This window comes from Bifidobacterium sp. UTBIF-78 (assembly GCF_006408945.1).
Classification (GTDB): Bacteria; Actinomycetota; Actinomycetes; order Actinomycetales; family Bifidobacteriaceae; genus Bifidobacterium; species Bifidobacterium myosotis.
Window position 1 is genome coordinate 17,505 of record NZ_JFAO01000049.1, and the last position, 11,356, is coordinate 28,860.

Annotated in this window: 10 protein-coding genes and 1 pseudogene; 4 read left to right on the forward strand and 7 right to left on the reverse strand. The window is 62.5% G+C overall.

What is annotated here, in order from left to right; all coding sequences use genetic code 11:
• Nucleotides 1-44: 44 nt before the first annotated feature.
• The 5 genes from BG22_RS09545 to BG22_RS09565 form a co-directional block, all read right to left on the reverse strand.
• Nucleotides 45-1,520: an alpha-L-fucosidase gene (locus BG22_RS09545; protein ID WP_140495088.1), complete on the reverse strand. Its 1,476-nt coding sequence runs from the start codon at nucleotides 1,518-1,520 to the stop codon at nucleotides 45-47.
• Nucleotides 1,513-2,190 carry an SGNH/GDSL hydrolase family protein gene (locus BG22_RS09550; protein WP_181163476.1) on the reverse strand — a complete coding sequence of 226 codons (678 nt, stop codon included), beginning with the start codon at nucleotides 2,188-2,190 and terminating at the stop codon, nucleotides 1,513-1,515. The genes BG22_RS09545 and BG22_RS09550 overlap by 8 nt, the downstream gene beginning before the upstream one ends.
• A 169-nt stretch (nucleotides 2,191-2,359) precedes the next feature.
• Complete coding sequence (locus BG22_RS09555; RefSeq protein WP_140495089.1) at nucleotides 2,360-4,120, reverse strand: ABC transporter substrate-binding protein; 1,761 nt, start codon at nucleotides 4,118-4,120, stop codon at nucleotides 2,360-2,362.
• Nucleotides 4,121-4,455: 335 nt separating this feature from the next.
• On the reverse strand, nucleotides 4,456-5,376 hold the full coding sequence (locus tag BG22_RS09560) for a carbohydrate ABC transporter permease (protein WP_094667318.1): 921 nt from the start codon (nucleotides 5,374-5,376) through the stop codon (nucleotides 4,456-4,458).
• Between the two features lie 38 nt (nucleotides 5,377-5,414).
• Nucleotides 5,415-6,335: an ABC transporter permease subunit gene (locus BG22_RS09565; protein WP_094667400.1), complete on the reverse strand. Its 921-nt coding sequence runs from the start codon at nucleotides 6,333-6,335 to the stop codon at nucleotides 5,415-5,417.
• 608 nt (nucleotides 6,336-6,943) lie between these two features.
• Between BG22_RS09565 and BG22_RS09570 the strand changes: the two genes are divergently transcribed.
• Nucleotides 6,944-7,591 (forward strand): YesL family protein, encoded by a 648-nt coding sequence (locus tag BG22_RS09570; RefSeq protein ID WP_181163477.1) that lies wholly within the window; start codon nucleotides 6,944-6,946, stop codon nucleotides 7,589-7,591.
• Between the two features lie 404 nt (nucleotides 7,592-7,995).
• The gene (locus tag BG22_RS09575; RefSeq protein WP_140495092.1) at nucleotides 7,996-8,445 is read left to right on the forward strand and encodes a PH domain-containing protein; all 450 of its coding nucleotides are present in this window, start codon (nucleotides 7,996-7,998) and stop codon (nucleotides 8,443-8,445) included.
• A gap of 133 nt (nucleotides 8,446-8,578) precedes the next feature.
• Here the strand turns inward: BG22_RS09575 and BG22_RS09580 are convergent, their stop codons facing one another.
• On the reverse strand, nucleotides 8,579-9,142 hold the full coding sequence (locus tag BG22_RS09580) for a TetR/AcrR family transcriptional regulator (RefSeq protein ID WP_140495094.1): 564 nt from the start codon (nucleotides 9,140-9,142) through the stop codon (nucleotides 8,579-8,581).
• 92 nt (nucleotides 9,143-9,234) lie between these two features.
• Between BG22_RS09580 and BG22_RS09585 the strand changes: the two genes are divergently transcribed.
• Complete coding sequence (locus BG22_RS09585) at nucleotides 9,235-9,876, forward strand: sugar O-acetyltransferase (protein WP_308810465.1); 642 nt, start codon at nucleotides 9,235-9,237, stop codon at nucleotides 9,874-9,876.
• 287 nt (nucleotides 9,877-10,163) lie between these two features.
• Nucleotides 10,164-10,973: a carboxymuconolactone decarboxylase family protein gene (locus BG22_RS09590; RefSeq protein WP_140495096.1), complete on the forward strand. Its 810-nt coding sequence runs from the start codon at nucleotides 10,164-10,166 to the stop codon at nucleotides 10,971-10,973.
• 65 nt (nucleotides 10,974-11,038) lie between these two features.
• Here BG22_RS09590 and BG22_RS09595 read toward each other — a convergent pair.
• Nucleotides 11,039-11,356, reverse strand: a pseudogene (locus BG22_RS09595) (permease); the annotation flags it as partial.

Consider the following 11,356-nt stretch of genomic DNA (forward strand, 5'->3'; position numbering starts at 1 on the left):
CGCACGTCGCGGTGCGTTCGCGTATCGTGACGGCCGTCGCTGGCCTATTCGACGCTGATCCTGAATCCGACAGGCAGGTCCGGTTCGACGCCGGGACGCGCAGCCGGCGTGATGACGAGTCCCCGGTCCGTGCGCTCGTAGGGCACGGCCCCGGACCCGAGCTGTTCGACGCCGCGCACAATGCCGTGGAACGGCGCCATGATGCCGTCGTGGTAGGCGGCGAACGCGGCCAGCGTCAGGGTCCCGGCGCCCTGCGGGTTCAGGCAGAACGCGTATACCGAGCCGTCCTTGGCCGTGAAACGCCAGTCGGCGGGCGTGTAGGCGAGCGCGGATTGATCGGCGAACGAACCGGATGCCGCCTTGGTCGGGCCTTCCTCGGCGAAACGCCACGGGCGGGTGCCGTAGATGCCCTCGCCGTTCGTCCCGAGCCAGAGCCCGATGCCCTCGAGCAGCTCCCGGTCGTGCGGGGCGATGGACCCGTCGGCGCGCGGGCCGACGTTGAGCAGCAGGTTTCCGTTCTTGCTCACCGTGTCCACCAGCGTGATGAGCAGTTCGGACAATGTCTTGTATTCCAGCGATTTCGTGTAGCACCACGAATTGCGCGCGATGGCGGTGTCGGTCTGCCAGACGTACGGGGTGGCCGTCTCGAGCCCGCCGCGTTCCACGTCGTAGAGCCCGGCGCCCCAGGCCATGCCGTCCTGCTTGTAGCAGATGATGACGGGCACGCCCCACTCCGCGCCGCGGTTGTAGTAGAAGGCGGCCAGTCTGCGCACGTACGGCTTGAAGGAGCGGTGCTGGATCCACCAGTCGAAGTACAGCATCTCCGGCCGGTACAGGTCGATGAGCTCGCAGACGCGCAGCAGCCAGTCGTCGAGGAATTCTGCGCCCGGTTCGGGCACGGAGAACAGGTCCTGATTGTCGGGTTCGGGGTTGGCCGGCCAGTAGAAGTCGCCTCGGCGCATCGGCTCGGCGGCGCGCACGTCGGAGTCGAAGTCGCGGCCATGGCCCATGAACCACCAGTGTTCGGCGCGGTGGTTGCTGGCGGCGAAGTGCAGCCCGTGGCTCAGCGTGGCCTCACGCAGCTCGCCAAGGATGTCGCGCTTGGGGCCCATCTCGGCCGTGTTCCAGTGCGACAGGTCGCTGCGGTACATCTGGAATCCGTCGTGGTGTTCGGCGACCGGGAAGTAGTACCGCGCGCCGGCCTTGGCGAACAGGTCGAGCCATTCGTTCGGGTCGAACCGCTCGGCCGTGAACATCGGGATGAAGTCCTTGTAGCCGAATTCGCTCTGCGGCCCGTAGGTGGCACGGTGATGGTCGAATTCGGGGTAGCCTTCGATGTACATGTTGCGCGAATACCATTCGTTGCGGTATTCGGGCACGGTGTACAGCCCCCAATGGGTGAAGATACCGAATTTCGCGTCGGGGAACCAGTCGGGAGCCTCGACGCGGCTCAGCGATTCCCAGGTGTCCGTGTAGGGGCCGCGTCGGACCACCTCGTCAATGGTGTTGAGATCAATCATCGAAATCAGTCCTGTTCCAATCGAAGCCCACGCTCTGGCACCACGAACGGGCGATGATCATCGCCCCGCGCTCGTACGGATGCACGCGGTCCTGGCTGGCCAGGCATCCGTGCAGCTGGGTGAGCCAATGGTCCACGGCGGCCTGGGTGTCCACGAAGATCGCGTCATGGCGTTCGGCCACGCGACGTGACGCGGCGGCGAACTCCTCGATCTTGGCGCGCATCTGGTCGGCCGGGTTCGGCTCGAACATGAACGGGCGCATGACGATGAGGCCCTTGAGGTTCGGGGCCTCACGGCGCGTGCGGTCCAGCAGGTCGTCGTAGATGCGCTCGAATTCGTCCACCGTGTTGAGCCGCGCCTGCCACAGCGGACCGTCGAAATACCGCCACGCGTCGTTCACGCCGATCATCACGGAGACGTAGTCCGGGTTCAGGTCGATGACGTCACGCTGCCAGCGTTCTGCCATCTCGACGATGTCGTTGCCGCTGACGCCGGAGTTGATGGTACACAGCGCACGGTCCGGGTAGACGGCGGTGAGCAGGTTGTGCAGGGCGTTCACGTAGCCGTTGCCGTATCCCCAGCCGCCGGGAAAGGCGGTGCGGTCACGGCCGGCGTCGGTGATGGAGTCGCCGACGAACACGATGCGGGAGTGTTTCGGGAAAATCAGCATGATGACTTCTTGCGGGGGTATATACGAAGAATGCGCGGCGGCCGGAGGAAGGCAGGGACGCCGCGCAATCGGAAGGGGATTCAGGGTTTGCCGACTCCCCTTTCGGAAGGGGAACGATTCGTCAGGGAGACGTGAGGGAGCCGGCAAGAATGGTGGGGGCAGCCGAGGATCACTTGGCGTCGGACTGGTACTGCTTGACGACTTCCTGACGCGCCTTGGCGAGATCCTTGGCGTTCTGCTCGTCGACCTTGAGCACGCTGTCGTAGCCCAGATCCTTGACCTGCTGGCGGACGTCCTTGAGCACCTTGGCGAACTCGGCGTCGGACTTGGCCACCAGGGCGTTCCAGGAGGCGTTGACGACCTCGGTCTTGATGGAGCTGCGGGTGGCGGAGACCGTGGACTCCTCCTGCGGGGTGGTGTAGGAGGCGCCGGGGGCGACGGTCAGCAGGTTGTTCTTCTCGAGGTAGTCGATGTCGCTGGTGGCGCCACCCATGTGCTCGGACCAATCCTTGAACAGGGCGCTGGTGTCGGCCTCGGACTCCCACAGCTGCGGGTTGAACGCGGCGCCGGTCTCGGAGTCGATGTCGTTCTGCTGCACGGCCTTGAAGTTGAGCAGGGAGAAGCCGCTGTCGTAGGTGCCGCCGCCGAGGTCATCGGAGATCTTGAGGTTGGCGTGGTCGCCGTTCATGGCCTGCTTGCCGAAGTCGGTGAGCTGGGGCTTGCCGTCCGAGCCTTCGGTCCAGCAGCCGAGATCCTTCGGGCAGGCGGCGCCACCGGAGTTGGAGGCGGCGGCGTACACGCCTTCGGAGGAGTACAGCCAGTCGATGAACTTGGCGAGGCGCTCCTTGTACTTGGACTTGGAGCCGATGGCGATGATGGTGGAGCCGTCGCCGTCCGGGGTGAAGCCGGTGGAGTAGACCTTCATGCTCTGCAGCGGGGCGAGCATGAAGCCGACGCCCTTGGCCTTGTTCTCATCGGAGTTCATGCGCGGCTTGCCCAGCCAGCTGAACAGGGAGACGAGGGTCTTGCCGTTGGTCACCTTGTTCTGCATGGTGTCCCAGTCCTGCGTGGTGGACTCGGGGTCCACGAGGCCCATCTGCTCGGCCTTGTTGAGGAATTCGAGGGCCTGCTCGTAGACGCCGCCCTCCTGGGTGGCCGGCTGCACGTCCTTGCCGTCAGCGCTGATGAACACGGAGCCCTGGCCCTGGTAGCCGAGCCAGTTGACGACGGCGGAGGCGTTGTTCATCACATCGCCGTCCCAGTCCTTGAACAGGGAGAAGGCGTAGATGTCGTTCTGGCCGGTCTCCTTGCGGGCCAGATCCTGCATGTCCTTGAGCACGTCGAGGAAGGCATCGAGATCCTTGATCTCCGGGTAGCCGAGCTCCTTGTAGTACTCCCAGCGGATGTACGGCGCGGAGGTCGGTTCCATGCCCTCGCTCGGGCTGGACGGGTCGGAGGAGGAGACGCCCTGCGGGATGCCCCACACGCCGTCCTTGCCGGCCTGCTCAGTGATGGCGTCCACGGCGTTCTGGTACTTCTTGACGTTGGTCATGCTGCTGTAGTACGGCGTCATATCGGTCACCAGATTGGCCTTGACCAGCTTCTGGAGACGGCCGTTGCCGGTGCTGGTGATGATGAGGTCGCCCAGGGAGCCGGATGCGGCGCGGGTGTCGAAGACGGTGTCGCCGCCGGAGACGTTCGGGGCGATGATGTTGAGCTTCAAGTTGAACTTGTCCTGAACGATCTTGGCGAACCAGCCCTTCTGTTCGCCCTGCTGGTTGGCCAGCGAGTCGAACACATCGACGGTGACCAGCGAGCCGTCGTCCTTCTCCTCGCCCGCGGTGTCGCTGCCGCAGGCCGCCAGCGAGAAGGTCATGGCCGCGGCAAGGCCGACGGCCAGCACTGATGTGATCTTCTTCTTGAGTTCCATGACGGAAACCTCCTTGTTCCTTTCGTGTTGTTGTTCGGTTGCGTTTGGAATAATTGTTTTGGATTGGTTTATTGGGCGGACTGTCCGCTTAACGCGTCGCCTCCGGCCCTGCAATTACGGACTCGTGCTACGCACGAGACTCAGCATTACCTTCGCTCGCCTATCGGCTCACTCAGGCTGACGCTATGGGAAGTCCACCGGGCTTCCCATTACGCGTCGTCTCCGGCCCCCGCAAGAACGGACTCGCCTACGGCGAGACTCAATCCGACCTTCGCTCGGCTACCGCCTCGCTCAGGCTGACGCTATGGGAAGCCCACCGGGCTTCCCATTACGCGTCAGCCCTTCACCGCTCCCAGCATCATGCCTTTGACGAAGAAGCGCTGGAAGAAGGGGTAGACGAACATGATCGGGAGGACCACGATGACGGAGACGGTCATGCGAATCGAGGTCGGGGTGGCCGCGGAGGCCAGGGCCGCCACGTTCGCCGCGTTCGCCTTGGCCGCGTTGGCCAGCGCGCTCGCCTGGTTGATGTACGTGTAGAGCAGGTACTGCAGGGAGTAGAGCTTGTCATCGGTCATGTAGATCAGCGTGTCCTGGAAGGAGTTCCACTGGCCGACCGCGGAGAAGATCGCGACCGTGGCGAGGATCGGCGTGCACATCGGCAGCACGATCTTGCCGAAGATGGTCAGCGTGCCGGCACCGTCCATCTCGGCGGCCTCCTGCAGCGAGCTCGGGATGGACTCGATGTAGGTCTTGACCAGGATGATGTTGAACGGCTGGACCACCGCGGGCAGGATGTACACCCAGAAGTTGTTGGTCAGGCCGAGGTTCTTCATCGTGATGAACATCGGGATCAGGCCGGCGTTGAAGTACATCGTGACGACCACGAAGCGGTACCAGAACGAACGGCCCCACATCTTCTTCTGCGTGAACATGAAGCCGAGGTAGGCGCTGGCCAGCACGGTGAGCACGGTGCCGATCACGGTACGGGCCAGGGAGATCCACGCCGCGCGACCGAGGCCGGACAGGGCGAGCACGTCCTTGTAGTTCTGCAGGTGGAAGCCCTTGAACCACCAGGTCACCTCGCCCGCCGCCGACAGGTTGTTGTCGGACAGTGAGTTGATGATCAGGTAGTAGAACGGGTAGGTGCAGATCAGCGCGAAGAGGGTGAGCACCACGATGTTGACCACGTTGTAGACCTTCTCGCCCGTGGTGCGACGCAGTGCCGGCGATACTGATGCATTCTGCTTTGCCATGATATTTCCTTACAGTCTCGTTTGCCTTGCCGCGCCGATCAGACGATGCCCTCGCCACGGGTGCGTTTGGACATCCAGTTGACGATGAAGAGCAGCGCCACGGAGACGAGCGACTTGAGGATCGAGATCGCGGTACCCAGCGACAGGCTGGAGTTGCCGAGACCGACGTTGTAGACGTAGAGGTCGAGCACTTCGATCCACTTCTGGTTGAAGTTGTTCTGGAAGACGTAGTACTGGTCCATGCCGTTGTTGAGGAAGTTGGAGATCGAGAGCATGAGGAGCACGAAGTAGGTGGGCAGCAGCTGCGGGATGGTCACATGCCAGATCTGCTGGAAGCGGTTCGCGCCATCCACCTGTGCGGCCTCGTACAGCTCCTGGTCGATGCCGGCGATGCCGGCGAGGTACATGATGGAGCCCCAGCCGAGGCCCTTCCACAGGTTCCACAACAGCATCTTGAGCCAGATGTGGTCGCCGGAGTCGAGGAACTTGATGGGCTCGGTGATCAGGTGCAGGTTCTGCAGCAGCTCGTTGATCATGCCGGAGGAGGAGAACATCGCGAAGGCGATCGAGTAGACCAGCACCCAGGAGATGAAGTTCGGCAGCGTGGTGAGTGTCTGGATGAGGTTCTTGAACCACTTGGCGCGGATCTCGTTGAGGGCGATGGCGAAGATCACCGGGAAGAACGAGGTCAGGATGTTCAGGCCGGACATCGCGAAGGTGTTCATGAGCACCTGGCCGATCTTGGCCACCTGGGCGGGGTTCTGCACCAGCAGCTGGAACCACTGCAGGCCGACGAACTCGCTTTCGGACAGCGGGATCGGCGGCTGGTAGTCATAGAACGCGTAGATCCAGCCGAACAGCGGCAGGTAGCTGAACAGCACCACCATCACCAGCAACGGCGCGATGAGCAGGAACAGCTTGATGCCGTGGCGCTTGTTGTAATCAGTGCCGGGGAGCATCTTCTTCGCCTTGTTGGCGGCGCGGCGGTCGCGACGGCTCCGCGCCGGCTGTGCGCCGCTGGACGAAACGACTTCGGCGGCGTCGCCGACCAGACCGGTTGCGCCGTCCGCTGTTGTTGCGTTCTGCATCTTGTCTCCTTTGAAGCAATGCAGCGAAGATCACCGTGGGTGCGACCCGTTTCGCATCCCGTTGTCTTCTTTCTCTTGTTTATAACTCTATAAATAAGAGATTTGATTGTCAAACCGATGAACGAACGCACGGGTCCACCATCCCTGTGCACAGCCTTGAAAAACGTTGGAAACTCGCGGAATTCGACCAATGAAAATTTTATTTATATACTTATAAATAAGCGTGTCGCGAGTGAGACGACGCCGGAATGCGAGCAAAATGCTGTCAACATACCGGCGAGAAGCGCGGGTCCATGTTGCCCCCCACGAATCGTCCCACACGGCGGCCACAGGAACGACCTATACATACAAGACGGACCTGTGTACAGGACCGGTCGCATTGCCCCATTCCCAGGATAGTCCGGGGAATATTGAGGACAGTCCTATATATAAGGGCGACACAGGAACCACAGGAACGCATACAACAGGCAGGAGGAACGATGAAGTTCAACACCAACGCACCATTCTGGAGGTTCATGGACACCCTGGTGCGATTCACGGCCCTCAATCTCGTCTGCCTGGCGACGATGATCCCCGTCGTCACCATCGGCCCGGCACGCGCGGCGCTGTACAGCACGATGTTCGCCTACGACGAGCACGACGACATCAGACTCGTGCGCGAATACCTGCGGCGTTTCAAGCGTGAGTTCCTCCACGGCTTCGTATCCGGACTCATCACGCTCGCCCTCGCCGCGGTCATCGTGTTCGGACTCGCCTTCTGGAACGCGTGGGACGCCAACGTCTCATACCTGCCGCTCATCGTGCTTATCATCGCCACCGTGGTGCTCACGCTGACCGCCGAATATCTGTTCCCCATGCAGGCGCGATTCGACAACCCCCTTGCCACCCAGTGGAAACTCGCCGCCATGTTCCCGTGGCGGGCATTCCCCTGCTCGCTGGCGTTGCTCGGCATCGACGTGCTGGCCATCGCGCTGGCGTATTTCGTGCCGTTCGTGCGTGTGCTCATGATTCTGTTCGGCGTCGCATGGGTCGCCTACGCCAAGTCGCTGGTGTTCCTCTGGGGATTCAAGCGCTACGGCGGCTTCGGCCCGATCGAGCAACCCACCTACATCAACGCGCACGACTGAACGCCGGGCCGCCCGCCGGCACCGATTCGGCACTCGGCCCGGCTCCGCATCATTTTCGCAACTGTCGGCTTTCGACGCTGTACTGTCGCATCTCGACGGTTGCCTGTCGGTTCTCAACGATTGACTGTCGGTTCTCGTTGCTTGACTGTCGGATTTCATACATATGCTGTACGAAGTCCGACAGTCATGCGTCGAAGTCCGACACTGAAAGGTTGAGAACCGACACTAAAGGGTTGAAATCCGACAGTCAGGTGTTGAAGTCCGACAGTGTCCGGCAGTCGAACAACGCCCACCCTCGAAATCCGTCACTCACACGTCGAAATCCGACAGCCAAGAGCACTATCGGCCTTGTCAACCGTCGACTACGATGGGAATCGTATCGGTCCTCAACGAAAGGAACCACGATGTCCAACAGCATGGCCGATGGCGACGTCCTGTGGTCGCAGCGCAAGCGCAATTGGTGCCGCACGCCGTTCACCTTCACCACATACACGCTGACCAACGATGAGATCGCGGTCAAGACCGGCATTCTGCGCGAGACCTACGACGTGACCAAGCTGTTCCGCGTGGTGGACCTGACGCTCACCCGCACCTTGCTGCAACGGCTGTTCGGCCTGTCCACGATCACGCTGGAGACGCGCGACCAGTCGTCCGGCGGGCAGTTGGTGCTCAAGAACATCATTCACGGCTTCGACGTACGCCGCGTCATCCAGCGCGCGGTGGACGAGTCACGCAATGTGAACCGCGTCAGCGCCCGCGAATACATGGGCGACGGCGACTTCGGCGGAGCGGCGGCGGACGGCGCCTACGCCGACGGCTATGCGGATACCGACGGCGACGGCTACGCCGGCTGACCATCAGCCCGTCATCAGCACGTTTACTCTTCTGATTATGCCTAAGTGCCGTCTGGCCTAGACAACCCGAATCAGAATCGGACACCGCTCTGGTGCCCCACGGATTACGTCACACCGAATCATCCACACTGAATCATCCGCCGAGGGCCACACGTCGGACGCCCCGCAGGATGGCTTCCGAATCGCGGGGCTCACCGCCGAGAGCGCGATGCAGCGTCAGTCCCTCGATCATGGCATCCAGCATCACCGTAGTCTCATGGTCGAAGAAGCGGCCCATCGTCTCCTGCCATGCGCCCATCCAACGACTGCTGATATCGCGGAACGACTCATCATGGGCGACCAGCGCATAGAACTCAAGGTTGATGTTCCTATCCCGCCGGGTAGCGAGCAGGTCATGCTCGATATTGGACGCGATGGCCTCGCACGCCTCCTCGGCATCGGTCGCCGCGTCCATCCTCGCGCGGAACGCGGCGATGGACCGATCGGCGAACTGGTCGAACGCCTGATGCAGCAGATCGTGCATGCCGTCGAAATGGTAGGTCATGGACCCCAACGGCACATGGGCCTCGGCGGCCACCACCCGGTGCGAAGTGCCCGCCACCCCACGTTCCGCGATGACCGTGAGGCACGCATCGATGATGCGCTGCTTGCGCTCGGGATCGTTGCGACGGCGCGGCGCGGTGCTGCTCTTCTCCATACCGGCAGACCTTACCCGTCAATGGGTACATTCGTCCGTACGCCACTCGCAGAAGCGTACGAATGTACACATAAACGTATACATTCGTACACATGGACGACATGCAGAACACCGCACAATCCAGTAGCCCAAACGAAACAACCGACACCCGCAGCATGAAGGAGCTCATGCTCGCGGGCGAGTACTACACCAGCGACGACCCCGAGCTCAACGCCGAGCGCGAGCACGCCAAGGACCTGCTCTTCGACCTCAACATGACGCGCCCCACCCTGCGCGCCGAACGCGAGCGCATCCTCCGTGAACTGTTCGGCCATGCGGGCGCGAACTGCTGGGTCGAATCGACCTTCAACTGCGATTACGGATACAACATCTCCGTCGGCGACAACTTCTACGCCAACACCGGATGCTGCATCCTCGACTGCGCGCGGGTGACCATCGGCGACAACGTCTGGTTCGGCCCGAACGTGGGCATCTACACGCCCGAGCACGCCTTCGACGCCGCCGAGCGAACGGCCGGCTGGGAGCACAGCCTGCCCGTGACCATCGGCGACAACGTCTGGCTGTGCGGCGGCTCCACCATCGTGGCCGGCGTGACCATCGGGTCGAACAGCGTCGTGGCTGCGGGCGCCGTGGTCACCAAGGACGTTCCCGAAAGCGTCATCGTGGCCGGCGTGCCCGCCCGCGTGATCCGCCCGATCACCGAAGCGGACAAACTCGGCCTGGTCAAGCGGTAGGCCCTCGCGCTGCCGTACTTCTTGCTCCGGGCGCCGGCACACCCGGCACGATGGCACACTCCGCACACGCGGATAAACGCTTCGCGTCACGCCCAAGCCCACGCCAACCGTCACCGCCGGTTCGAATGAGCGGGAATCACGCACGTTCCCGCACCATGCACCCGGCAATCCCCTCAACGCCTGTCATGCCTGCCAAGCATCACCGCCGATACTTGGCAGGCAATTGCGGCATGGCACGCATGCTCATACGCTGTGTTGATGACGGATTGACGATGGAAGGACGCACCATGACGGAACACAGCGCTACGACAGTACACGATCAATCAGCGGAACAACTCAGCGGCATCTCCCCCGCCGCCGAGGCCTATCACCGCACGTTCTTCCCGGATTCGGAGCTGCTGCGCCGCGACGACCCGGACCTGGCCCGCATCATCGAGAACTTCGCCTTCGATGAGGTGCCGAACGAGCCCAGCGTCAATGATCTGGACGACCGCACGCGCTATCTGGCGATTTTGGCCACATTGCTCGGCAGCCAGAGCCTCACCGAATTCCGCGGCATCGTGCCGGCGGCGCTGATCGCCGGACTCACGCCGGTGGAGATCAAGGAGACGACGTATCAGGCCGTGGCGTATCTGGGCATCGCGCGCGTCTACCCGTTCATCGCCGCACTGAACGACATCCTGCGCGAGCGCGGCGTCGAACTGCCATTGCCCTCGCAGGCCACCACCACACCGGAAACGCGGCGGGAGGCCGGCACGCAGGCGCAGGTGGATATCTTCGGCGACGGCATGAAGGACTTCTACAAGTCCGGCCCCGAAGAGAAGCGTCACATCAACCGCTGGCTGGCCGCCAACTGCTTCGGTGACTACTACACGCGCACCGGGCTTGATCTCAAGCAGCGCGAGATGATCACGTTCTGCTTCCTGGCCGCGCAGGGCGGGTGCGAGCCGCAGCTCACCAGCCATGCCCGCGCCAATATGCGCATCGGCAACGACCGTCACTTCCTCATCGCCGTGGCGTCGCAGTGCATGCCGTACATCGGCTATCCGCGTACCCTCAACGCGTTGCGCTGCATCGACGCGGCGTCGCGGGACTGACTTTTCGGTGACGTGGATTCGATGCTTCCGCGTCGCGAGGAACCTCAACCATCGCCTCGGCCGTTTTAGAACACCATCGCGGAGACGATGGTCAGCGACACCAGCGAGAACAGGGTGCTGACCAGCACGAAGCCGACCGCATAGTCGGGCATGTTGTCCTTGCGGCCGGTGAACATCGCGATGGTGGTCATGGTCGGCAGGCCTGCGATCACGGTGATCATGAGGATCATGTCATGCGTGATCGGCAAGGCGAACGGCAGCGCACCGACCGCCCATGTGAGCAGCGCGTAGAATGCGAGCGGGAAGGCGATCATCTTGGCCACAAGCCCGGCATACAGTTCGTAGCGGCGCAGCACGCCCCACCACTTGGTCAGAGCAAACGG